Origin of the sequence: Rhizobium sp. AN6A, assembly GCF_900215635.1 — a bacterium.
In the GTDB taxonomy this organism is placed as follows: domain Bacteria; phylum Pseudomonadota; class Alphaproteobacteria; order Rhizobiales; family Rhizobiaceae; genus Agrobacterium; species Agrobacterium tumefaciens.
Genome location: NZ_OCNC01000003.1, coordinates 1,081,734 through 1,103,925, shown reverse-complemented (window position 1 = coordinate 1,103,925; position 22,192 = coordinate 1,081,734). Strand labels below are relative to the sequence as shown.

Sequence of the window (22,192 nt, the reverse complement as noted above, 5' to 3'; positions counted from 1 at the left end):
GGACATGATGATCCGCAGCGCAATATTTTCGCCATATCAGCCATCCGGTGGCGCCATCAATGCATGGTGCGGGAAGCGATACGGCATTGAGGGCTGCATCGGCCATGCTGAACCGTTTTCATTCCATATCCACCAAAGTGCTCGTGATTTTCCTTGCGCTGATGACGATCTCGACCGGGGCTCTCACGCTTCTCGGCTATCAAAGCAGCAGCGGCGTTCTCGAGGAACAGGCGTCGAAATCCATGGAGAGCATTCTCGTCTTCAGGGGCGACATGCTGCAGGAACGCCTTGAGCAGCTTGAAACGCAGGCGGATTCCATCGCCAAGATCGAATCCCTGCAAATGGCGGTAGTTTCCATGCGCAGCGGCTGGGGCACCGTGCAGAAGAGTTCCGGCGACGCAAAGGCGGAACTGCAACGCGTCTTCGTCAAGGAAAACCCCTACGGAGAGAAAGAAAAGCTCATCAAGCCCGAAAATCCGAGCGGCTTTTATTATTCCACCCATGAAAAAACCCAGACGGATATCGGCGGCTACCTCAAGGGAACCCCATTCAGCGATGTTCTCTTCATCGATCCGGCCGGCACGGTTTATTACTCCTATCTGAAAGGACCGGCTTTCGGGGAGACCGTCACGGGTGGCGCCTGGGCGGATAGCGGCCTTGGGGCTGCCTTTGCGCGCGGAGCCACCAACGCAGGAAAAGCCGTGAACGACGTGGCGCAGACGAGTTTCTCCGGCCTGCGTATCGACGCCGCGACCAAAGAGGCAGGCATCTATTTCGGCATTCCGGTAGTCAAATTCGGTGCGTTCAAGGGCATCGTTCTCTTCCGCGTCAAACAAGAGGCCTTCAGCCAGATCCTCGCGAAAGGCATCTCCGCCGGCAGCTCCGAACAATCCGCGATCGTTTCCGCCGATGGCAAGGTTCTGGGCGTGAACGGCAACGGGCTCGTCAGCCTTGATCCGGCAATCTATGGCTTCCATGCACAAGCCCTGAACTCGACCGGTATGACGATTGCCAAGATCGACCGTCCGGACGGCGAAGCCAATGCCTATGCCCGCGCCTTCTCGTTTGCCGGTGAAAAATACCTCGCGGTGGAAAGCATGTTGCGCAGCGAGTTGAACGCTGGCTCCATTTCGATTGCCGGCACGCTAGCCGTCATCGGCCTTTGTGTTCTGGCAGCCATGTGCGCGGCAACCGCTTTTTTTGCACGGCGCCTGTTCGCACCGCTGGAGAAGCTGGCTGGTCTGACCGGCGAAGTGGCGGCAGGCCGTCTCGATGCCGAGATCGGCAATCAGGACCGCAAGGACGAGATCGGCCGCATGGCGCGCGCGCTTGGCAGTTTCCGCGAAAAACTCATTTTGCAGCGGGAAATGGAAGCGACCACGTCCCGCACGCGCGAGGAAGCCGAAACGGCACGCCGCGCACATCTTGCGGAACGGGAGGCCGAGGCCGGCACGCTGCAAATGGTCGTGCGTTCTCTTGACGAAGGGCTGGATCGACTGGCAAACGGCAATCTCGCCTATCGCATTGAGACTGTCTTCCCCGACGATCTTGAAAGCCTGCGCCACAACTTCAATACGGCGCTTGCAAGGCTCAGCGAGACCATGCAGGCCATCGGCGGCAATTCCGCCGCCGTTCGCGGCGGCTCGGAGGAAATGCGGGTAGGTGCAGACCAGCTCGCTGAGCGCACCGAACGGCAGGCCGCCTCCATTACCGAGACGGCAAGCGCCATCAAGGCAATCACCGAAGCCGTCCGCGACCAGATCGAACGCGCCGAACAGGCAACACGGATCGCCCGCGACGCCAGTACGCAAGCCACTGCGTCCAGCCACGTCATGGAGCAGACCATCGCCGCCATGGAAGCGATCCAGACCTCGTCGCGCCAGATCAACCAGATCATCGGCGTTATCGATGAAATCGCCTTCCAGACCAACCTTCTCGCCCTGAACGCAGGTGTGGAAGCCGCGCGCGCGGGCGAGGCCGGCAAGGGTTTTGCCGTTGTGGCGCAGGAGGTGCGCGAGCTGGCACAACGCTCGGCCGCCGCCGCAAAAGAAATCACCAGCCTGCTGAAGCGCTCCACCGACGAGGTTTCCACCGGCGTGGCACTGGTCGAAAAGGCGGGCGCCTCGCTGACCGGCATCGGCAAGCACGTGCAGACCATCAGTTCCCGCATCGAAGAGATCATGGAATCCACCCGCGAGGAGGCGCATACGCTTGCGGAAATCAACAGCACCGTCACCAGTCTCGACACCATGACCCAACAGAACGCCGCCATGGTGGAAGAGACGACGGCAGCCATTCACAATCTCGCTTCCGAGGCGGGAGAAATGGACGGCAGGCTCGGACAATTCGTGCTCGCTCCCGACCGGGAACAAACGGGATATCGCGAAACCCGGCAATTTCGTCGAGCGGGCTGAAAAAATGAAAAAGGGGCTTCTTTCGAGGCCCCAATTTTTTTGAACCATCCTTCAATTCTGCGCGACTTCTATGGTAAATCGGGACACGCGCCTTACATCCGCATCAAAGACAGAATTTGTGTAGGAGCGTTGGATGATCCCCTTTTCCATTCTTGACCTTTCGCCAATCGGCGAAGGCGAGAGCGTTAGCCAGGCGCTTGAAAATTCTCGCCGCATGGCGATCAAGGCTGAAGACCACGGTTACAACCGCATCTGGCTTGCGGAACACCATGGCATGCCGGGTATTGCGAGCGCAGCCACATCGCTCGTCATCGCCCATGTTGGTGCCGCCACGAAACATATTCGCGTCGGCTCAGGCGGCATCATGCTGCCTAACCACTCCCCGCTCGTCATCGCTGAACAATTCGGCACGCTGGCGGCGCTGTTGCCTGGCCGGGTCGATCTCGGGCTTGGCCGCGCGCCGGGAACCGATATGCGGACGGCAAGGGCGCTGCGCCGCAATCTTGATGCCGGTGCAGAGAACTTCCCGCACGACATAATCGAGCTCCAGCAATACCTTGGCCAGCCCCAGCAGGATCAGGCGATCCTTGCCGTGCCCGGCATGAATTCGAACGTGCTCCTCTGGTTGCTTGGCTCAAGCACCTATAGCGCGCATCTGGCGGCGGCACTCGGCCTGCCCTATTCATTCGCATCGCATTTTGCGCCGGATATGCTGATGGAATCGATCCATATCTATCGCGAGCGCTTCCAGCCATCCGCGACGCTGGACAAACCCTATGTAATGGTGGGGGTGATGGGTGTGGGTGCCGAAACGGACGAGGAGGCACAATATCTCTTTACCTCGTCGCAGCAGCAATTCGTCAACCTGCGTCGCAATGTACGCGTCCCGTTCCCCAAACCGGTCGACAGCATGGACGACTACTGGAACGAAATGGAGCGTTTCTCGGTGGAACATACGTTGCGTTTCGCGGCCGTCGGTTCGCCAGAAACGATCGGACGCCATCTCGACGGCTTTCTTGCTGAAACTCAAGCCGACGAACTGATCGTCTCGATGCCCATCCACAATATCGAAAAACGGCTGCGATCCGTGGAGATCTTCGCCGATGTGCGGACCTCCATCAGAAAGGCCGCCTAAACAAAAAGCCCCGGAGCGATGACGCTGTCGGGGCTTTTTTTTAAATCTGAACCGTCAGGCGGAAAGCTTGGCGAGAATTTCTTCGGAAACTTCGAAGTTGGAATAGACGCTCTGCACGTCGTCATCGTCTTCGAGATTGTCGATGAGCTTCATCAGCGACTGGGCCTTTTCCTCATCCACCGGCACCGTGTTCTGCGGCTTCCAGATGGCCTTGACGCTTTCAGCTTCGCCGAGCACGCCTTCCAGCGCCTTGGAAACCTCGTTCATCGCCTCGAAACCGCAGATGATGGTGTGACCGTCCTCAGAAGATTCGACATCGTCGGCACCAGCTTCGATAGCCGCTTCCATGACCTTGTCGGCATCGCCGACTTCGGCCTTGTAAGTGATCTCACCGACGCGGTCGAAGGAGAAGGAAACCGATCCGGTTTCGCCGAGTGCGCCACCAGCCTTGGTGAAGATGGAGCGGACGTTGGAGGCGGTGCGGTTGCGGTTGTCGGTCAAGGCCTCGACGACGACGGCGACGCCACCCGGGCCGTAACCCTCGTAACGGACCTCATCGTAGTTTTCGCTGTCTGCACCGGAAGCTTTCTTGATCGCGCGCTCGATATTGTCCTTCGGCATGGACTGGGCCTTGGCGTTCTGGATGGCCAGGCGCAGGCGCGCGTTCATGTTCGGGTCGGGCATGCCCGCCTTTGCCGCAACGGTGATTTCACGCGCAAGCTTGGAAAACATTTTGGACCGAACGGAGTCCTGCTTGCCCTTGCGGTGCATGATGTTCTTGAACTGTGAATGACCAGCCATGGAAAACCTGATTGTCTTAATTTGGAGATTGCGGGCCTTATAAGTGCGATATGCCCGCCGTTCAAGCCCGCAAGCGCTTTCTCTTGGCCGCAAGAATATAAGGAACTGATTTATCCGCTTTTCGTTTTGACAATGAAAGCGGAAGAGCGGGACATTTTTCACCCTCCCGGTCGCCGCAGCAAACCCAACGGAGGAAACACATGGTCAGCCTGACTGAAGCAAGAGAAAACCCTGCCCGCCAGCTCTGGGATGAGGTCAATTCGGTCCATGCCGGCATGCTTGGCCTCGAGGGTCTGCACAATCATATGCAGCCGATGGCACCGCACGCCGACCCGAAGACCAACACGATCTGGTTTTTCTCCAAGAAAGACACCGATCTCGTCAAAACGCTGAAGCCGGGTTCGCGGGCGCATTTTTGTGTCGTCGGCAAGGACCATGATTATCACGCCTGCCTCTCGGGTGTGCTCGAGGCGCGCGACGACAGGACAAAGATCGAAGAATACTGGAACTCCGTCACCGCAGCCTGGTACGAGCACGGTAAGAGCGATCCGCAACTGACGATGCTTGCGCTGCATGTTGACGACGCGGAAATCTGGGCCTCAACTGACAGCACGTTGAAATTCGGCTGGGAAATCGCCAAGGCCAATATGTCCGACGATAAAATGCCTGATGTCGGCGTTCGCCAGCACCTAGCCTTCGCCTGAGATACTGACTCCCCCGACTTTCCTCGCCGGTCGCTGTACTACATGCCTTTTGGCACCAGTATCTGCGGCTGGCGGGGAAGGTTTCTCATTGAGACCCGGATGATCGCATCTTTTGCGTAGGCAATCTGGAAGCTTTCCCCAAACATCGTCAGAAACTGCTCCAACGGCGGCCCGGTCCGGTGCATGGGCAAGATGAGTGCGGAGCGCAGGCGCTTGACCACGCGGCTCATGCTGTCGGCCCCCATCGTCAAACCGCCATCCACTGGAACCATCAGCACATCCAGACGGCCGATTTCGGCATAATGCTTGTCCGTCAGTTCGTGATGCAGATGGCCCAGATGGCCGATACACAGCCCCGCAACCTCGAAGATGAAAATCGAATTGCCGTTTTCCTGAAAGGATTCGTAATCGCCCCAGCGGTTGCGAATGTCGGTCGCGACGTTGCGGATATAGACATCACCAACCAGAAGCTTGTGCTCGGCCTTTTCCCCGGGCGTATCGCTCCAACCGTGCAGCACATGTTGAATGGCCGGATCCGGACTGAGAGTGAAGTGCGTCATATGCGCCCGGTTCATCGTCACCACTGTCGGCATGACCGGTGGGCGATAGACGCCATTATAATCTGTGGCGATGGTCACGCCGCCAGGACTTTCGATGAGATAGGTGGAATGGCCGATGAAGCTGATCTTCACCTCTTCCTTAGCCGTGGCCTGCGCCAGCTGGGCACCTGCCGGTTTGAAGCTGGCGAACATGACGCCGGGAATGTTGCGGGCGATTGCCTGGCACTGGCTGACGGGAGGGCGGCTTCCAGCCTGGGAAAAGGCCGCTCCCGCACACGCAACCAGTCCGGCCATTGCAAGCATTAGCACGCGCAGCATCATGCCACTCCCTCGAACTTGCGAAGAAAGGAGGATGAGGCAGGTTTTGCAGGGCGTCCAGCGCCAACAGCGGCGGAACACTCACGATCTCGTCATTGTGAACGGGTGACGAGCGCGAGAAGCCGAAAGCTCACGCCCAGAAGGACGGGAGGGTTTCGGAGAGCCTCGGGCCAATTCGCAGCGGTGCGATCTTTTCCGCAAGGCCGGTCCGGTCGGAAATCTCGACGCCGACGCCGCAGATCGTCGCAGGTCCACTGGCGGCTTCGAAACGGCCCTTCGGCATTTTGGAAATGAAGCGGTTGATCGGCTCTTCCTTTTCCATGCCAAGCGAGCTGTCGTAGTCACCGCACATGCCGGCATCGGACATATAGGCCGTGCCACCGTTCAAGATCTGGGCGTCAGCAGTCGGAACATGGGTGTGGGTGCCGACGACGAAGCTTGCGCGTCCATCAACGAAATGACCGAAACACTGTTTTTCGCTCGTCGCTTCCGCGTGGAAATCGAAGATGATGGCGTCGGGCCTGCTCCTTCAGCGGGCAGGCAGCGAGAATGTTCTCCGCCGATTTGAAGGGATCGTCCAGTTCCGGATGCATGAAGACCCGGCCCATGATGTTGGCGACAAGCACACGCGCGCCGTTGCGGGCGTAAAAAATGCCCGAGCCCTTGCCCGGCGTACCATCGGGATAATTGGCTGGCCGCAGGAACTGGTCATGGCGCTCGCAGAAGGAAACGGCCTCCTTCTGGTCCCAGACATGGTTGCCGGTCGTCACCACGTCCGCACCGGCATTGATGGTTTCGAGATAGATATCCTCGGTGATGCCGAAACCACCGGCGGCGTTTTCGCCATTAACGATGACGAAATCGAGCTTCAGATCGGAAACAAGCCCGGGCAACCTGTCCCAGACAGCCGTGCGTCCGGTCTTGCCAACCATATCTCCGAGAAAAAGAAGCCTCATTCACCCGCCCCGATCTTGCGCATGTTCCTAAATTCCGTCCCCTCTAACGGGTAATCCATCTTTTAAAAAGTGCTAAAGCGCCTTTTTCCCACCGGTCATCAACGGCTACGCCGAAAACCAGCGCAGGCCACTCTCCGTAAGAACCGCCTGAAGCGGCACGTCATGCGGCTCCGCCGGCACAGATGGCACTTTCTGACAATCAAATGCGACGCCGATGAGAACGGGCGCTCGGCCCTTGCCGTGCAATCTCGCAATAGCGCGATCATAATGACCCGCGCCGTAACCGATACGCTGACCCTGCCCGTCAAAGACGGAAAGCGGGACGAGCAGAATATCTGGATCGAGAACCTCCGCGTCCTCTGCCGGACCGGTCGTGCCGAAGCCCGTCTTCACCAGCGGTGCATCCGCATCAAAGGCGCGGAAAACGATGGTCTCCCGGTTCAGCACAACGGGAAGGGCGAGGCGCCCGCCTCTTGTCCGCAGTGCCTCCATCAACGGCCGAATATCGGCCTCTGAGCGGATGGGCATGAAACCGGAAATAACGGCACCTGGGGAGAACGGAATGGCAGATGCTCCATATGCCGTCATCGCCTCGCTTTTTTGCTGACGCTCGGCTTGTGTCAACGCATCACGCGCGGCAAGCCGTTCGCCGCGCAGCCTTGCTTTTTCGGCGATGTCGCCGGACATCAGGCAGCCCGGCTCACGAGCACCTTGTCGATACGGTGTCCATCGAGGTCTATGACCTCAAAACGCCAGCCGTTGCGGGTGATGTGTTCGCCCAGTTCCGGCAGGCGACGGAACTCGTCAAGCACCAGACCGGCAACGGTCTCGAACTCGGCGTCTTCGTCGATCTGGAAGCCCATGCGGTAAGCGAACTCATCGGCGGGCATCCAGCCGGCAACGAGGAACGAACCGTCCTCGCGCTCGACGATCGCCGGCTCCTCGTCATTGTCTTCCTGGAAGGCACCGGTGATAGCCTCCAGAACGTCGCCAGAGCTGACGATACCTTCGAAATGGCCGTATTCGTCATAGACCAGCACCATATGCACGGTGGAGCGGCGCAATGACTGGATAACATCGACAGCGCTCGTCAGATCCGAGACGACGGGAACTTCGCGCAGAAGCTCGCGCACGTTCAGTTCCTTGCCGGATGCCAGCGCATCGAAAGCGTCCTTGGCAAAAAGCACGCCCAGAATTTCATCGGAAGCGCCGTTGCGCACGGGCAGGCGGGAACGCTGCGTTTCCCGAAGCTGAACACGGATTTCTTCCGCACTGTCTTCAATATCGACGACTTCCACGTCGCGGCGCGGCGTCATCAGGCCACGGGCATTACGGTCGGCAAGGCGCATGACACTGGTGATCATCGCCGATTCCTCGGTTTCGATCACGCCGGCGCTATGAGCTTCCGCCAGAACCGTGCGGATTTCGTCATCCGTGACCGATGCATTGGACGTGCCGCTATGGCCGAGAAGCGCAAGGATGGCCTTGCCGGATTTGTCGAGAAACCAGACCAGCGGCGCGCCGACCTTGGAGAGCATCACCATGGTGGGTGCAACACGGGCAGCGATCTTTTCCGGATCGCGCAGCGCAATCTGCTTTGGCACCAGTTCGCCGACGATAAGCGACAGGTAGGTGATGGCGACGACCACGGAGCCCACGCCCAGCGCATCGGCAACCCGATCGGGAACGCCCTGCACCAACAGCCACGCCGTGAACCGGGCGCCGAGGGTGGCACCGGAAAACGCACCGGAGAGAACGCCGACCAGCGTGATGCCGATCTGCACCGTGGAAAGAAAGCGTCCGGGATTTTCGGAAAGACCGAGCGCCATCGTGGCGCCCTTGCTGCCGTGCGCGGCAAGCACCTTGAGCCTCGCCGGTCTGGAGGAGACAACGGCAAGCTCGGACATGGCAAGCACACCGTTCAATACGGTGAGCAGGACCACGATCATAATTTCAGTAAACAAGTTTAGCTCTTTGGGCTGTTGAACGGCACGTCGCGGTTTTGGCCGCAGCGCCCTCTTTCAAAAAAAAGGGCATGACAGACATACCAATTGAGATAATAGGGAATTGTTCCGCCATTGCAATGACAGCAGTATAAAAAAGCCGTCTCCGGCAGCAATGAAAAATAACTGTCGACACTATATGAGTCAGAAGAAGAATCGAGGAGTGACCCGAAACTTCAAGTGCGATCCACGGCGACCGATGGAGATTTACGATCCTGGGTGCCTACAAATGTAGGTGGGCGCCATGTGTCCAGCCCCACGGGACTGGCCAGGGACAGCTCCCTTTGGATCGAGTATGGCCCCAGGGATTGTGGTTCCTGTCGGGAAGCGCAGAACGCTTCTTAGATATAGGACGTATCCAACCAAACCACCAGAGGGCCACGAACGAATTTTGCTGCTGGAAAGCTTTGCCGGCGATCAATGCGCCGCAGGCTTTGGCCGCGCCAGGAGTTTTTCGGTAATACCGTTCAGACGGTCGGCCAGATCGCTGATGGCAACGGCGACCATCTCGTCCGATCTTGCCTTGTGTTCGGCCATACCGTCGCGGTTGCGAGAAAGGGACGCTATTTCCCCCTCCAGCTTTTCGATCTTGCGGTTGAGCTCGGAAAGTTCGTCCATCACCATGATGCCCGACATGACGGTGAGGCGCAGATCGCCGATTTCGCCGAACTGGCTCTTTAGATGCCCGACATAACGGTCAAAACGGGTAGCGAGATCGGTCAGGTGCTCTTCCTGCCCTGCCTCGCAAGCCATGCGGTAGGCCTTGCCGTCGATCATAACAGTAACTTGCGCCATGAAACCGCTCCCTATCGATCCAGCACCGCGCGAATCGTCTCCATCGCCGTCACCAGACGGCGGGAAACCTCGCGGTTGACTTCTTCGAGACGGTTGGCGCGAAACTCGGCCTGGTCCAGCTCGTGCGCAAGCCTTGCGCGATCGACATGGACCCGCTTGACCTCGTTATCGATTTCGCCCGTCTCCCTTTGCCGTTCGATACGTATATCGATGGCATTTTCGAGATTTGTGATGGCAGCGCTCAGCTCCGTCACCGCAGATTGTACGGTCTTCTCAGCCGACATCGTTTTTTCCAACTCGCAAGTAACCGGCCGAATCGTCCGGTTTCAGGCCTTTTCAACATCCAAGAGGTTATTACCCGATTTATCATCCCGTCAATCAAACCAGTGCATTGAGGCATTTTGCTCTGTGGATGAACGAGGAAACGGCGACACATATCGCACGATTTTTCTCGAGACACCCGTTTTGCTAAACGATTTTTATCCTTGAGAGAACCGCAATTGCCCGTGGATTTATTGACTTGCCTGCCTCACCTGCTATGGATCAACCCGCTTTTTGGATAGTTGCGTAAAACTATCTCCCTTCACCCGGAAACAGACGGAAAAGCCATGATTTCTCGCGACAAACACGACCGGATGGCCAATGCAATCCGCTTTCTTGCCATGGATGCAGTAGAGAAGGCCAACTCCGGCCATCCCGGCCTGCCGATGGGCGCAGCTGATGTCGCCACTGTTCTTTTCACCCGCTTTTTGAAATTCGATCCCAAGAGCTCGCTGTGGCCGGATCGTGACCGCTTCGTGCTGTCTGCGGGCCATGGTTCGATGTTGCTTTACTCGCTGCTCTATTTGACGGGCTACGAGGACATGACGATCGACGAGATCAAGCGTTTCCGTCAGTTCGGCTCCAAGACCGCCGGCCATCCCGAATATGGCCACGCGACCGGCATCGAAACGACGACCGGCCCGCTCGGCCAGGGCATCGCCAACGCCGTTGGCATGGCAATCGCCGAACGCAAGCTGGAAGAAGAATTCGGCTCCGACCTGCAGAACCACTTCACCTATGTGCTGTGTGGCGACGGCTGCCTCATGGAAGGCATCAGCCATGAAGCCATCGCGCTTGCCGGCCACCTGAAGCTCAACAAGCTCGTTCTGTTCTGGGATGACAACAACATCACCATCGACGGTGAAGTTGGCCTTTCCGACAGCACAGACCAGATCGCCCGCTTCCAGGCTGTTCACTGGAACACCATCCGCGTCGACGGCCATGATCCGGATGCGATTGCCGCCGCGATCGAAGCTGCACATAAATCCGACCGCCCGACCTTCATCGCCTGCAAGACCGTGATCGGTTTCGGCGCACCCAACAAGCAGGGCACCCACAAGGTTCACGGCAACCCGCTGGGCGCCGAAGAAATCGCCGCCGCCCGCAAGAGCCTCAACTGGGAAGCCGAAGCTTTCGTCATTCCGGAAGACGTTCTGGATGCATGGCGTCTCGCCGGCCTGCGCTCCACCAAGACCCGTCAGGACTGGGAAGCCCGTCTCGAAGCCACTGAAGCCGGCAAGAAGGCCGAATTCAAGCGCCGCTTCGCCGGCGATCTGCCCGGCAACTTCGACAGCGCGATCGATGCCTTCAAGAAGAAGATCATCGAGAACAACCCGACCGTCGCCACCCGCAAGGCTTCCGAAGATGCGCTCGAAGTCATCAACGGCATCCTGCCGGAAATGATCGGCGGCTCGGCCGACCTGACGCCGTCCAACAACACCAAGACCAGCCAGATGAAATCCATCACGCCGACGGACTTCTCCGGCCGGTACCTGCATTACGGCATCCGCGAGCACGGCATGGCGGCAGCGATGAACGGCATCACGCTCCATGGCGGCCTGATCCCTTACGCCGGCGGCTTCCTGATCTTCTCGGACTATTGCCGTCCGTCGATCCGTCTGGCTGCCCTGATGGGCATCCGCGTCGTCCACGTTCTGACGCATGATTCCATCGGCGTCGGCGAAGACGGCCCGACCCACCAGCCGGTGGAGCAGATCGCCGCGCTGCGCGCCATCCCGAACCTGCTCGTCTTCCGCCCGGCGGATGAAACCGAGACGGCGGAATGCTGGCAGCTGGCGCTTGAGCAGAAGCATCGTCCTTCGGCGCTGGCGCTCACCCGCCAGAACCTTGCGCCTTCGCGCAAGGAATACGAAGAAAAGAACCTTTCCGCTTACGGCGCCTACGAACTCGTATCCGCAAGCGATGCCAAGGTTTCGATCTTTGCATCCGGCTCGGAAGTGGAAGTAGCGCTCAAGGCCGCAGCGACGCTGAAGGACAAGGGCGTTTCCGCCCGCGTCGTTTCCGTTCCCTGCTTCGAGCTCTTCAAGGAACAGCCGGAAACCTACCGCAACGCCATCATCGGCAAGGCTCCGGTCAAAATTGCGGTGGAAGCCGCCATCCGCCAGGGCTGGGATTACTTCATCGGCTCCGACGGCGCTTTCGTCGGCATGCATTCCTTTGGTGCGTCCGCGCCGGCGAAGGATCTCTTCAAGCACTTCGGCATCACGGCGGAAGCTGTCGTCGCCGCAGTCGAGGCAAAACTTGCATGAGGGCTTCCCAAGCCCTCACATTCCGCAAAGACCAAGCACATATCTTGTTCGGGAGACTATAAATGACTGTAAAAGTTGCCATTAACGGCTTTGGCCGCATCGGCCGCAATGTTCTGCGTGCCATCGTCGAATCCGGCCGCACCGATATCGAAGTCGTTGCCATCAACGACCTCGGCCCGGTTGAAACCAACGCCCACCTGCTACGCTACGATTCGATCCACGGCAAGTTCCCGGCAGATGTGAAGGTCGAGGGCGACACGATCATCGTTGGCGGCGGCAAGCCGATCAAGGTTACGGCCGTTCGCGATCCGGCAACGCTGCCGCACAAGGAACTGGGTGTCGACATCGCGCTCGAGTGCACCGGCATCTTCACCGCACGCGACAAGGCCGCTGCTCACCTGACGGCAGGCGCCAAGCGCGTCATCGTTTCCGCTCCTGCTGACGGCGCTGACCTCACGGTCGTCTTCGGCGTCAACGACGATCAGCTGACGAAGGACCATCTGGTCATTTCCAACGCTTCCTGCACCACCAACTGCCTCGTGCCTGTTGTGAAGGTTCTCGATGACGTCGTTGGCATCGATCATGGCTTCATGACGACGATCCACTCCTACACGGGCGACCAGCCGACGCTGGACACCATGCACAAGGATCTGTACCGCGCCCGCGCCGCAGCCCTTTCCATGATCCCGACCTCGACGGGTGCAGCCAAGGCCGTTGGCCTCGTTCTGCCGCACCTAAAGGGCAAGCTGGACGGCACGTCGATCCGCGTTCCGACCCCGAACGTTTCGGTCGTCGACTTCAAGTTCATCGCCAAGCGCGACACGACGGTTGAGGAAGTCAACGAAGCGATCAAGTCCGCTTCCAACGGCAAGCTGAAGGGCATTCTCGGCTACACCGAAGAGCCTTTGGTCTCCCGCGACTTCAACCACGACAGCCACTCCTCGATCTTCGCGATCGACCAGACCAAGGTCATGGAAGGCAAGTTCGTGCGCGTTCTTTCCTGGTACGACAACGAGTGGGGCTTCTCCAACCGCATGTCGGATACGGCCGTCGCATTTGCGAAGACCATCTGAACAGGAATTACGGTTCGCGATTAGAAAAACCGGCAGGCGCAATCCTGCCGGTTTTTCTTTGCCAAAAAATTGCCGGCGGGGCGAGGGACCCGCCGGCATCGATCCTGAAGCAAGGCGGGGCGCTTCGGATCGAAAACCATCGCCCGGCAAGAGGCGCATGAGACCAAGGCTGATGAGCTGCACAACCCGTTATTTCTTGTTGTTGATGATAATTTGATCCGAACTGCTACCGCTCCAGATCGTATCGAAAGTCTGTTGCCTCAAATCGCTTTGCTGCATGGAAAGCTTCATCATGCAGTCAGCGAAATCACGCGAACCTTCAGGATAACCAAACACCCGGCAACGCTCGCGTTGCGCGGCCATGTTTTCAGCCGTCTGTTCCGTGCTCGAACAGCCCGAAACAATTGGGCCGACCGCCAGCAAGGCAATAAATATAGTAATGGATTTCCGTTTCATCCGATCGCTCCGGTCATGGTGAAAGCAACTCGGACGCGACAACTAACGTAGCTGCATTGTCTCTATGTTACGTCGAAACGCCGGCATGCGAATTGTTTGCACGGAACATCCACAGCGCTGCCCGTCATGAACGTTTCGTCCGCGCGCCGAAAAAAATCCCATTTCCTGCCTTCGTCTGGTCCACTTTGAAACGGACAAGAAGAACAGGGACAACGGTCGTGCGCAATGCACTTCGGCCCTGCCGTATCATTCGATACACCCCGCCTTGCGTCGCCTTTCATCGCCACCCACAACAGCGCTGACAGACCGCAACCCGTGGCGCATTGACTGCAAACGTGCAGGGCATTGATTGCGACGGCCAGCGCGGTTTGAAAGAGGCGGTGGACGTGGAATCATTTTATCTTCTGTTGCTGGTGGCAACTGTTCTGGTTCTCGTCGCAGCGTTCTCAAGCCTCATCGCCTTCCGGTTCGGCGCACCTCTCCTGCTGCTCTTCCTGATGATTGGCCTTGCGGCAGGCGTGGATGGCCTCGGTATCCAGTTCACCAACAATCCGCTCGCCTATATGCTTGGCTCGCTCGTTCTCGCCGTCATCCTTTTCGATTCCGGTTTCGGTACGTCGATACAATCCTTCCGGCTTTCGGCAGCGCCCGCCGTCGCCCTCGCCACCGTCGGCGTCATCCTCACATCCGTGTTTTTCGCAGGCGCTGCCGCTCTGCTGCTCGGACTGTCGTGGCTGGAAGGCCTGCTGCTCGGCGCCATCGTCGCCTCTACGGATGCGGCAGCCGTATTCTTCCTCTTGCGCATCGGTGGCATTCATATCCGCGATCAGGTGCGCTCAACACTTGAGGTCGAATCCGGCACCAATGATCCCATGGCGATTTTCCTCACCGTCGCGCTGGTCGAGATCATCGCCAAGGGACAGGGACTGGCCGGCATCGACACCGGCTTCCTGCTGCTGTTCGTCGAGGAAATGGGTCTCGGTGTTATTTTCGGCCTGCTCGGCGGCGTCATGATCGCCACAGTCGTCAACCGTTTCGCTGCGGACCGCGGGCTGGCGCCGATCTTCGTGCTGGCTCTTGCCCTGCTGGTCTTCTCCTTCACCGGCGCCATTGGCGGCAGCGGATTTCTTGCGGTCTATGTGGCGGGCATCGTTTCCGGCAACCGCCGGATTTTCGCCAAGGAGACCATCCGCCGTTTCCATGAGGGGCTGACCTGGCTTGCCCAGATCATCATGTTCCTGATGCTCGGCCTTCTGGCAACGCCATCGCAATTTCCAGCGATTGCCATTCCGGCCGGGCTGCTTGCACTTTTCCTGATCTTCGTCGCCCGCCCGCTTGCGGTGTGGCTCAGCCTCATGCCCTTCAACTATACCCAGCAGGAAACCTCCTTCGTGGCATGGGTGGGCCTTCGTGGAGCGGTTTCCATCTTGCTCGCCATCATGCCCATTCTTGGCGGGCTGGACGATGCGCAAATCTATTTCAATGCCGCCTTCATCATAGTGCTCGTGTCGCTCCTGCTGCAAGGCTGGACCATCAAGCCGGTGGCAACACGGCTCGGGCTGATCGTGCCGCCGCGCATGGGTGATGTCGACAAGCTGGAAGTGGACCTTCCCGGCACTGCCAATCACGAACTGATTTCCTACCGCGTGGCCAAAGGCAGCGCCATCATGCAGGGCGAGCGTATTCCCCGCTGGGCGATGCCCTCGCTCGTAGTGCGCGACGGCAAATCTATCCGCTACCAATATGCCGGGCGCCTGCGCGAAAATGATCTCGTCTATCTTTTTATCGCGCCCGGTTATACGCGGCTGATCGACCGGCTGTTTGCAAGCGCCCTGCCGGTTGCGGATGACGACGCCGATTTCTTCGGAATCTTTGCAATCTCTCCCGCGCGTCCGGCCACGGAGCTTGACGCCGCCTACGGCCCCGGTCTTATTTCGGCAAACGAGCATGCCATGAGCATCGCGGAACTGATCGAGGCCCGCCTTTCTGGCAAGGCAGATTATGCCGACCGGGTGCGCCTCGGTTCCATCGTTCTCATCGTTCGGGCGCTGGACGAACATGAGGCGATTACCGGGATCGGAATTTCGCTTGAGCCGGTCGAACCGGCTATCGGCCTGCCGATCTTTATCAGCTTTTCGGAAATTCTCCGCCGCGTGCGCGCGTATCTGGCGCAGCGGCGCCAGTCGGGTTCCACCGATGCCGGCAAGGGCATTTCCGCGCCTTCAGACGGGGCAAGAGAAAATGAGGCCTGACCGGCTTGCGTCGGCAATCAGGCATAGTATGGTCCGTCCCGAACTCGCAACGAAATCAGGATCGACCTATGCCCGCCTTCAAGACCATCGATGACCTTAACGATATTGCCGGAAAGCGCGTCCTTGTCCGTGTTGATCTCAACGTGCCGGTTGCGGATGGCAAAGTGACGGACAGGACCCGTATCGAGCGGGTAGCACCGACCATTCTGGAGCTTTCCGAAAAAGGCGCAAAAGTCATTCTGCTCGCCCATTTCGGTCGCCCCAAGGGTGAACCGGTCGTCGACATGTCGCTATCCCAGATCGTGCCTGCGGTCGAGGAAGTGCTGGATCACGCCGTTTTCTTCGCATCCAATTGCATCGGTGCACCGGCAGCCGACGCAGTCGCGAAAATGAATGATGGCGATATCCTGCTTCTGGAAAACACCCGCTTTCACAAGGGCGAAGAGAAGAATGACACCGCCTTCGTCGAGGCTCTGGCAGCCAATGGCGATATCTATGTGAACGACGCCTTCTCTGCCGCGCACCGTGCGCACGCCTCCACGGAGGGCTTGGCGCGTCATCTGCCCGCCTATGCCGGTCGCACCATGCAGGCCGAGCTTGAGGCGCTGGAAAAAGGCCTTGGCCAGCCTGTTCGCCCGGTCGTCGCCATCGTCGGCGGCGCCAAGGTTTCCAGCAAGATCGATCTCCTGATGAACCTCGTCAAGAAGGTCGATGCCCTCGTCATCGGCGGTGGCATGGCCAACACCTTCCTTGCCGCGCGTGGCGCACAAGTTGGTAAGTCCCTCTGCGAGCACGACCTTGCCGAAACCGCAAAACAGATCATGATCGAGGCGGCGACATCCGGCTGTGCGATCGTACTGCCGGAAGACGGCGTGGTTGCCCGCGAATTCAAGGCCGGTGCGGCAAATGAAATCGTCGATATCAACGCCATTCCCTCTGACGCCATGGTTCTCGATGTCGGCCCAAAATCGGTCGAAAGCATCAAAGCCTGGATTTCGCGCGCGGAAACGCTGGTCTGGAACGGCCCGCTCGGCGCCTTCGAAATCGAGCCCTTCGATGCGGCAACCGTTGCTGCCGCAAAACATGCCGCCGAATGCACGAAGGCCGGCAAGCTCGTCTCCGTCGCCGGTGGCGGCGATACGGTCGCGGCACTCAACCATGCCGGAGTCTCGGACGATTTCACCTATATCTCGACGGCAGGCGGCGCCTTCCTCGAATGGATGGAAGGCAAGGAATTGCCGGGCGTTGCCATCCTGACCGCCGCCAAGTAGACTTCCCACACTTGCCTGACACGAGGCCGGACAAGCGATGCTTGGCCGGCCTTGTTTTTTGGTAAGTGCGCATGGGAGGAAAGTTTCAAACGATTGAAATCATTTCAATCGTTTCAATGAGTTAGCATGCCATTTCCCTGCCCTGGAACTTCTGTTATCGGGAATTTATTGTGCCTTGGGAGAATAGCAAATGACCGAACGTCTCGAAGACATCGCAATCAAAATGGTTGCAGACGGCAAGGGCCTGCTCGCCGCCGACGAATCCACAGGAACGATCAAGAAGCGTTTCGACAGCATCAACCTGGAATCAACCGAGACCGCCCGCCGCGATTATCGCGAAATGCTGTTCCGCTCCGACGACGCCATGAAAAAGTGCATCTCCGGCGTCATCCTTTACGAAGAAACCTTGTTCCAGAAGGCTGCCGACGGTACGCCGTTCGTGGACATCATCAAGGCCGCCGGCAGCCTGCCGGGCATCAAGGTGGATATCGGCGCCAAGCCGATGGCTTTCCACCCGGGTGAATTCATTACCGAAGGCCTTGACGGCCTGTATGAGCGCCTGCGCAAATACCATGAAGCCGGCGCGCGTTTCGCCAAGTGGCGCGGCGTCATCACCATCGGTGATCAGCGTCCGAGCTGGGGTTCGATCAAGGCAAACTCCCAGTCGCTCGCCCGTTACGCTGCCCTCTGCCAGCAGGCAGACATCGTGCCGATCGTGGAACCAGAAGTGCTGATGGACGGCGAACCCGGTACGCACGATATCGATCGCTGTGCGGAAGTCACGCAATGGGTTCTCCAGACGGTGTTCGCGGATCTGTTCGACGCCCGCGTCAACCTTGAAGGCATGATCCTCAAGCCGAACATGATCATCGACGGCAAGAATGCCCGCAAGGCTTCCGTTGATGAAGTGGCAGAAAAGACCGTGAAGGTTCTGAAGGCGACCGTGCCTTCTGCCGTTCCCGGCATCGCTTTCCTTTCCGGCGGCCAGTCCTCCGAAGAGGCAACGGCGCATTTGTCCGCCATGAATGCCGGTTACGACCTGCCCTGGTCGCTGACCTATTCATACGGCCGCGCCCTTCAGGACACCGCACTCAAGGCTTGGGGCGGCAAGCAGGAAAATGTCGCCGCCGGCCAGCGTGCTTTCACACACCGCGCCATGATGAACACCCTGGCTGCCAAGGGCAACTGGAAGCAGGAACTCGAAAAGGCTGCCTGAGGCATAGCCCCCAGGCATTCAGAAAAATTGAAGCCGCCCCTTTGGGCGGCTTTTTCTTTAAGGGCGCAAAAGCAGCGTCGCCGACCAGATGACGAAGGCGGCAACCGCTATCTTCCAGCAATCGCCTCTTTTCTTGAGGCCGGGCAGGCCCAAGGGGCGGATGATCTGCACAATCATCGCCAGCAGTAAAAAAAGGCCGATCGCCTTTGTCATTTATTGAGCCTTTTCTTTATTTCTGCATCGTCACAGGCTGGACATTTTTACCGTTCACCAGAAGAGTGCAACTCATTCGGGTAACCCCCGTCTTATGGCCTGCCGACCATACGTTCGAACGCATGAGAGTGTCTTCATGAGCAGAAATCTTCTACCCGTATTCGCTCTTTTATCCAGCACTCTGTTTCTTTTTCTCGGTAACGGCCTTCAGGGTCTCGTGCTACCCATGCGCGGCTCGGCGGAAGGCTATTCTAATGAAATTCTGGGCTTTCTCGGCACCTCCTGGGCGGCAGGCTTCGTCATTGGCTGTTTTGTGGCGCCCGCCATCGTGCGCCGTGCGGGGCATGTGCGGGCATTTGCCTCCTTCGTGGCGCTTGTCTGCCTGACCGTGCTGATGACCGGCCTCGTTATCGATGATGTCTGGTGGATTACGCTCCGCGCGCTTACAGGCTTCTGCACCGCCGGCACGTCCATGATCATCGAGAGCTGGCTGAACGAGCGCGCAACCAATGAGAGCCGCGGCATGATCTTTTCGCTCTATATCGCCATAACGCTGCTTGGCGTCGTGGCAGGGCAGATGATCGTGCCGATGGGCGATATCAGCAATAGCTCGCTGTTCATGATCTGCGGCATCATCTATTGCATCGCCATTCTGCCGGCCACGCTTTCTAAGGCTGCCAGTCCCCAGCCCTTGCAAAAGGTGAAGCTGGACTTACCCGCCCTCTATCGGAATTCGCCGGTCTCCTTCGTCGGTATCCTGATGATCGGCATCGCCAATGGTGCTTACGGTACGCTTGGCGCCGTTTTCGGCGCGCGGGCGGGCCTTGATCCGACCATGATCGCCATCATGGTTTCCGTCACGATTTTCGTCGGCGCACTCGCCCAGTTTCCTGCAGGCCGCCTTTCGGACCGGATTGACCGCCGTTATGTGCTTGCCGGACTGGCGGGGCTTGGCGCGGTTGCGGGCCTGGCCGTGGCGGCCGTGCAGCCGCATGACGTCTATGTACTCATTCCGATGATCGCCATTTACGGCGCCGCCGCGAACGCGCTTTATCCCATCGCCGTGGCGCATGCCAACGACTTTGCGGCATCGGAAGACTTCGTCAAGGTTTCCGGTGGACTGCTACTGCTTTATGGCATCGGCACCATCATCGGCCCGACGCTCGGCGGTGCGATCATGACCTATTCCGGCCCCTATGCACTGTTCCTGGTGACGGCCGTCGCCCATGTGCTGATAACGGCCTATGCCATCATCAGAAGCCGTCAGCGCGCCACCCTTTCGAACGCCGAAAAGGACAATTTTTCGACGATGATGCCGACAACGCCCTCACCGCTCGTGACACCGGAAAGCATTGCGCTTGACCCGCGCGCGCCGCAATATCCCGAGGACGATGGCGACCATGTTGAAAAAGGAGCAGGCATATGAGCCTCTTGGACGATGACCGTCCGCAAAAACCGGTAGCGCATGAGATCGGCAGCGATCTCAGCCTTCTTTCGGTGGACGAGCTGAGCAACCGCATCGACATTCTTCAAACCGAAATCACCCGGCTTGAAGAGGAGAGGAAAAGGAAGTCTGCCGGCCGGCTCGCGGCAGAGAACCTCTTCCGGTCCTGACCGGCGGCCTTCAGCAAAACCTCCGGCCAAGTCTTAACTCGATAAGCTGCTGCCGCAAAGGCAAACGAGATTAACGATTCTGATGCAGTCTTTCGTTTACCATTAACCAAAAATTAAGCTTTCTGAGAGATTACTATACATGTCCAGTTCTTCTGGGCCTCAGGCATCTTCTCCATACGGCGAATTGGTCTGATTTTTCTCCCTGTTTTACCTTGAGAGCCGCTTTCGCGGCTCTTTTTTTGCCGATCACCGGATTTCGTAAAACTGTGGGTATTAACCCTTCTTTAATAATTGCCTTGCGCATTTCAGGTAAAGATACCATCCTGAAAACACTAAAGGCCGGAACAAAATATTACCGGTCGTCGTTGCCTGACAGTGTGGTGCGTGAGCAGGGATTTAAAGAAAATGTCGGAACAGGTTTTAAATACCATTAGCTTTGCGGGTCGCGCGGCTGCTTCCAACCAGTTCAAGACCCTCTATACCGAAGGCATGACCTTGGTTGAGGAAACGGCGAGCTATCTTGATGGAGCCGGTCGTACGGCTTCAAAGGTTCTGCCGCGCATGGCGTCTGTCCTTTACGCGGCAGAATCGATGCGCCTCACCACCCGCCTGATGCAGATGGCGTCCTGGCTGCTTCTGCAGCGCGCCGTCAACAATGGCGAGATGACACGCGATCAGGTTCTCAGCGAAAAAAGCAAGGTGCGGCTCGACAGCTTCAACGTCGATCGCAACGCTCCAGGCTGGAACGACCTGCCTGAGTCCTTCCGTGACCTCATCGAGCGGTCGCTCCGCCTCCAGAACCGGGTTGCCCTTCTCGACCGCGAAATCTACCGCCCGTCTGAAGCCACCAAGGTACCGGACAACGAAAATAGCGTGCAGGCGCAGCTTAACCTTCTGCGCACGGCTTTCTCGATCAACTGAGAAAAGACGACCTTATCCGGACAATTTGAAAAGCAGGCTCATAGGCCTGCTTTTTTGTTTTTGGAAGGGAACAGAAATATCTAGGCATGAAATAATGAATTTCATTGTCACAATTCATATTTTAATACACATATACAGCACAACAATATGAACAAAATGCGCATCCTTAAGTATATCATGGCTATGTCCGGTTGCGCTCTACTAATTGTCGCTTTTATTTTTGGCAAAGAATTTTGGGATATAAACGAAAAGATTGACCGGTGCTTTGATGACTACTCTCCGGCATACATCCATGATGACGCCGCGAGAGCCGCTGCCTGTGATTGACCAAACCAGGAACCCGTAAAATTTAAGGTCTCTGGCCGCTATCAACAAAACTGTCGCAATCCCCCTAAGGCAAATCCAGTCGAAACAGGGCAACAAAAAAGCCCGGTAAAACCGGGCTTTTTTAAATGATCCGTCCACAAGTGGATTAGAGGCCGAGGCCGCCGAAACGCTTGTTGAACTTGGAAACGCGACCACCGCGGTCCATAAGCTGCTGGTTGCCGCCCGTCCATGCCGGATGGGACTTAGGGTCGATTTCAAGGTTCATGACTGCGCCTTCCGAACCCCAGGTCGAGCGGGTTTCGTATTCGGTGCCATCGGTCATGACGACCTTGATCGTGTGATAAGCGGGATGGATATCAGCCTTCATGACAATCTTCCTGGTTAAGTGACGTGCGGTCCATTTGCCGCAATTGCGTCAACTGAGCCATTTCAATAAATGAAGCCATAGTCCTGATGGGCTATGGCTTCCCAATTCGATGCGGAGCCTATACATGAAGGTCGCCCAGATAACAAGAGCCTGCTATCCCCTTGTGAAAGGAGATGGCCGCAGGGACCAGAATTTTACCGCGCGC

20 protein-coding genes, 1 other RNA gene and 1 pseudogene are annotated in these 22,192 nt (G+C 58.0%); 11 read left to right on the top strand and 11 right to left on the bottom strand.

Features of this window, described 5'->3' with window-relative positions; all coding sequences use genetic code 11:
• Positions 1-104: 104 nt before the first annotated feature.
• Together CRO62_RS08990 and CRO62_RS08985 are read left to right on the top strand one after the other, a co-directional pair.
• Positions 105-2,414 (top strand): methyl-accepting chemotaxis protein, encoded by a 2,310-nt coding sequence (locus CRO62_RS08990; RefSeq protein ID WP_097099921.1) that lies wholly within the window; start codon positions 105-107, stop codon positions 2,412-2,414.
• Positions 2,415-2,547: 133 nt separating this feature from the next.
• A complete protein-coding gene (locus tag CRO62_RS08985) occupies positions 2,548-3,549 on the top strand; it encodes an LLM class flavin-dependent oxidoreductase (RefSeq protein WP_097099920.1) in 1,002 nt (333 codons plus the stop codon).
• A gap of 54 nt (positions 3,550-3,603) precedes the next feature.
• Here the strand turns inward: CRO62_RS08985 and CRO62_RS08980 are convergent, their stop codons facing one another.
• Positions 3,604-4,350, bottom strand: a complete 747-nt coding sequence (locus CRO62_RS08980; protein ID WP_003497595.1) for a YebC/PmpR family DNA-binding transcriptional regulator — start codon at positions 4,348-4,350, stop codon at positions 3,604-3,606.
• Positions 4,351-4,550: 200 nt separating this feature from the next.
• Here CRO62_RS08980 and CRO62_RS08970 point away from each other — a divergent pair, with 200 nt between their 5' ends.
• Positions 4,551-5,054, top strand: coding sequence for a pyridoxamine 5'-phosphate oxidase family protein (locus CRO62_RS08970; protein ID WP_003511401.1), 504 nt, complete (start codon positions 4,551-4,553; stop codon positions 5,052-5,054).
• A gap of 38 nt (positions 5,055-5,092) precedes the next feature.
• On the opposite strand, the gene CRO62_RS08965 is transcribed toward CRO62_RS08970, so the two are convergent.
• The 7 genes and pseudogenes from CRO62_RS08965 to CRO62_RS08930 form a co-directional block, all read right to left on the bottom strand.
• Positions 5,093-5,935, bottom strand: coding sequence for an MBL fold metallo-hydrolase (locus tag CRO62_RS08965; RefSeq protein ID WP_065660468.1), 843 nt, complete (start codon positions 5,933-5,935; stop codon positions 5,093-5,095).
• A gap of 127 nt (positions 5,936-6,062) precedes the next feature.
• Positions 6,063-6,888 (bottom strand): annotated as a pseudogene (locus CRO62_RS08960) (TIGR00282 family metallophosphoesterase).
• A gap of 105 nt (positions 6,889-6,993) precedes the next feature.
• Positions 6,994-7,575 (bottom strand): 5-formyltetrahydrofolate cyclo-ligase, encoded by a 582-nt coding sequence (locus tag CRO62_RS08955; protein ID WP_097099918.1) that lies wholly within the window; start codon positions 7,573-7,575, stop codon positions 6,994-6,996.
• A complete protein-coding gene (locus tag CRO62_RS08950; RefSeq protein WP_013761828.1) occupies positions 7,575-8,837 on the bottom strand; it encodes a hemolysin family protein in 1,263 nt (420 codons plus the stop codon). Before CRO62_RS08950 ends, CRO62_RS08955 begins: the two co-directional genes overlap by 1 nt.
• A gap of 234 nt (positions 8,838-9,071) precedes the next feature.
• A non-coding RNA gene (gene ssrS / locus CRO62_RS08940) (6S RNA) lies at positions 9,072-9,230 on the bottom strand.
• A 78-nt stretch (positions 9,231-9,308) separates the two neighbouring features.
• Positions 9,309-9,686 (bottom strand): cell division protein ZapA, encoded by a 378-nt coding sequence (locus CRO62_RS08935; protein ID WP_003511406.1) that lies wholly within the window; start codon positions 9,684-9,686, stop codon positions 9,309-9,311.
• An 11-nt stretch (positions 9,687-9,697) separates the two neighbouring features.
• Positions 9,698-9,970, bottom strand: a complete 273-nt coding sequence (locus tag CRO62_RS08930) for a DUF4164 domain-containing protein (RefSeq protein ID WP_097099917.1) — start codon at positions 9,968-9,970, stop codon at positions 9,698-9,700.
• A gap of 324 nt (positions 9,971-10,294) precedes the next feature.
• Between CRO62_RS08930 and tkt the strand changes: the two genes are divergently transcribed.
• Both tkt and gap read left to right on the top strand, forming a co-directional pair.
• Positions 10,295-12,277: a transketolase gene (gene tkt / locus CRO62_RS08925; RefSeq protein ID WP_097099916.1), complete on the top strand. Its 1,983-nt coding sequence runs from the start codon at positions 10,295-10,297 to the stop codon at positions 12,275-12,277.
• A 62-nt stretch (positions 12,278-12,339) separates the two neighbouring features.
• Positions 12,340-13,350, top strand: coding sequence for a type I glyceraldehyde-3-phosphate dehydrogenase (gene gap, locus CRO62_RS08920; protein ID WP_003511409.1), 1,011 nt, complete (start codon positions 12,340-12,342; stop codon positions 13,348-13,350).
• A 189-nt stretch (positions 13,351-13,539) separates the two neighbouring features.
• Here gap and CRO62_RS08915 read toward each other — a convergent pair whose 3' ends face one another.
• Positions 13,540-13,806 carry a hypothetical protein gene (locus CRO62_RS08915; RefSeq protein WP_003511410.1) on the bottom strand — a complete coding sequence of 89 codons (267 nt, stop codon included), beginning with the start codon at positions 13,804-13,806 and terminating at the stop codon, positions 13,540-13,542.
• 386 nt (positions 13,807-14,192) lie between these two features.
• Between CRO62_RS08915 and CRO62_RS08910 the strand changes: the two genes are divergently transcribed.
• The 3 genes from CRO62_RS08910 to CRO62_RS08900 all read left to right on the top strand — a co-directional run bounded on the left by CRO62_RS08910 (position 14,193) and on the right by CRO62_RS08900 (position 18,545).
• Positions 14,193-16,058, top strand: a complete 1,866-nt coding sequence (locus CRO62_RS08910; protein ID WP_097100438.1) for a potassium/proton antiporter — start codon at positions 14,193-14,195, stop codon at positions 16,056-16,058.
• 68 nt (positions 16,059-16,126) lie between these two features.
• Complete coding sequence (locus CRO62_RS08905) at positions 16,127-17,329, top strand: phosphoglycerate kinase (protein WP_097099915.1); 1,203 nt, start codon at positions 16,127-16,129, stop codon at positions 17,327-17,329.
• A 190-nt stretch (positions 17,330-17,519) separates the two neighbouring features.
• A complete protein-coding gene (locus CRO62_RS08900; RefSeq protein ID WP_003511414.1) occupies positions 17,520-18,545 on the top strand; it encodes a class I fructose-bisphosphate aldolase in 1,026 nt (341 codons plus the stop codon).
• A 57-nt stretch (positions 18,546-18,602) separates the two neighbouring features.
• Here CRO62_RS08900 and CRO62_RS27180 read toward each other — a convergent pair whose 3' ends face one another.
• On the bottom strand, positions 18,603-18,758 hold the full coding sequence (locus CRO62_RS27180; RefSeq protein WP_013761835.1) for a hypothetical protein: 156 nt from the start codon (positions 18,756-18,758) through the stop codon (positions 18,603-18,605).
• A gap of 136 nt (positions 18,759-18,894) precedes the next feature.
• Here CRO62_RS27180 and CRO62_RS08895 point away from each other — a divergent pair, with 136 nt between their 5' ends.
• The 3 genes from CRO62_RS08895 to CRO62_RS08885 all read left to right on the top strand — a co-directional run bounded on the left by CRO62_RS08895 (position 18,895) and on the right by CRO62_RS08885 (position 21,293).
• Positions 18,895-20,184 (top strand): MFS transporter, encoded by a 1,290-nt coding sequence (locus CRO62_RS08895; RefSeq protein ID WP_097099914.1) that lies wholly within the window; start codon positions 18,895-18,897, stop codon positions 20,182-20,184.
• A complete protein-coding gene (locus CRO62_RS08890) occupies positions 20,181-20,372 on the top strand; it encodes a DUF1192 domain-containing protein (RefSeq protein ID WP_003511418.1) in 192 nt (63 codons plus the stop codon). The genes CRO62_RS08895 and CRO62_RS08890 overlap by 4 nt, the downstream gene beginning before the upstream one ends.
• Before the next feature lie 405 nt (positions 20,373-20,777).
• A complete protein-coding gene (locus CRO62_RS08885; RefSeq protein WP_003511419.1) occupies positions 20,778-21,293 on the top strand; it encodes a DUF1465 family protein in 516 nt (171 codons plus the stop codon).
• A gap of 472 nt (positions 21,294-21,765) precedes the next feature.
• Here CRO62_RS08885 and rpmE read toward each other — a convergent pair whose 3' ends face one another.
• The gene (gene rpmE / locus CRO62_RS08880; protein ID WP_003506183.1) at positions 21,766-21,987 is read right to left on the bottom strand and encodes a 50S ribosomal protein L31; all 222 of its coding nucleotides are present in this window, start codon (positions 21,985-21,987) and stop codon (positions 21,766-21,768) included.
• Between the last annotated feature and the right edge of the window lie 205 nt (positions 21,988-22,192).

What these genes read in the sequence shown, in the direction of transcription:
- CRO62_RS08970 (WP_003511401.1), top strand. Translation starts at nt 4,551, where the DNA reads ATGGTCAGCCTGACTGAAGCAAGAGAAAACCCTGCCCGCCAGCTCTGG.
- CRO62_RS08930 (WP_097099917.1), bottom strand. Translation starts at nt 9,970, where the DNA reads ATGTCGGCTGAGAAGACCGTACAATCTGCGGTGACGGAGCTGAGCGCT.
- CRO62_RS08950 (WP_013761828.1), bottom strand. Translation starts at nt 8,837, where the DNA reads ATGATCGTGGTCCTGCTCACCGTATTGAACGGTGTGCTTGCCATGTCC.
- CRO62_RS08885 (WP_003511419.1), top strand. Translation starts at nt 20,778, where the DNA reads ATGTCGGAACAGGTTTTAAATACCATTAGCTTTGCGGGTCGCGCGGCT.
- CRO62_RS08900 (WP_003511414.1), top strand. Translation starts at nt 17,520, where the DNA reads ATGACCGAACGTCTCGAAGACATCGCAATCAAAATGGTTGCAGACGGC.
- CRO62_RS08985 (WP_097099920.1), top strand. Translation starts at nt 2,548, where the DNA reads ATGATCCCCTTTTCCATTCTTGACCTTTCGCCAATCGGCGAAGGCGAG.
- CRO62_RS08980 (WP_003497595.1), bottom strand. Translation starts at nt 4,350, where the DNA reads ATGGCTGGTCATTCACAGTTCAAGAACATCATGCACCGCAAGGGCAAG.
- gap (WP_003511409.1), top strand. Translation starts at nt 12,340, where the DNA reads ATGACTGTAAAAGTTGCCATTAACGGCTTTGGCCGCATCGGCCGCAAT.
- CRO62_RS08955 (WP_097099918.1), bottom strand. Translation starts at nt 7,575, where the DNA reads ATGTCCGGCGACATCGCCGAAAAAGCAAGGCTGCGCGGCGAACGGCTT.
- rpmE (WP_003506183.1), bottom strand. Translation starts at nt 21,987, where the DNA reads ATGAAGGCTGATATCCATCCCGCTTATCACACGATCAAGGTCGTCATG.
- CRO62_RS08935 (WP_003511406.1), bottom strand. Translation starts at nt 9,686, where the DNA reads ATGGCGCAAGTTACTGTTATGATCGACGGCAAGGCCTACCGCATGGCT.
- CRO62_RS27180 (WP_013761835.1), bottom strand. Translation starts at nt 18,758, where the DNA reads ATGACAAAGGCGATCGGCCTTTTTTTACTGCTGGCGATGATTGTGCAG.
- CRO62_RS08915 (WP_003511410.1), bottom strand. Translation starts at nt 13,806, where the DNA reads ATGAAACGGAAATCCATTACTATATTTATTGCCTTGCTGGCGGTCGGC.
- CRO62_RS08905 (WP_097099915.1), top strand. Translation starts at nt 16,127, where the DNA reads ATGCCCGCCTTCAAGACCATCGATGACCTTAACGATATTGCCGGAAAG.
- CRO62_RS08990 (WP_097099921.1), top strand. Translation starts at nt 105, where the DNA reads ATGCTGAACCGTTTTCATTCCATATCCACCAAAGTGCTCGTGATTTTC.
- CRO62_RS08965 (WP_065660468.1), bottom strand. Translation starts at nt 5,935, where the DNA reads ATGATGCTGCGCGTGCTAATGCTTGCAATGGCCGGACTGGTTGCGTGT.
- CRO62_RS08895 (WP_097099914.1), top strand. Translation starts at nt 18,895, where the DNA reads ATGAGCAGAAATCTTCTACCCGTATTCGCTCTTTTATCCAGCACTCTG.
- CRO62_RS08890 (WP_003511418.1), top strand. Translation starts at nt 20,181, where the DNA reads ATGAGCCTCTTGGACGATGACCGTCCGCAAAAACCGGTAGCGCATGAG.
- tkt (WP_097099916.1), top strand. Translation starts at nt 10,295, where the DNA reads ATGATTTCTCGCGACAAACACGACCGGATGGCCAATGCAATCCGCTTT.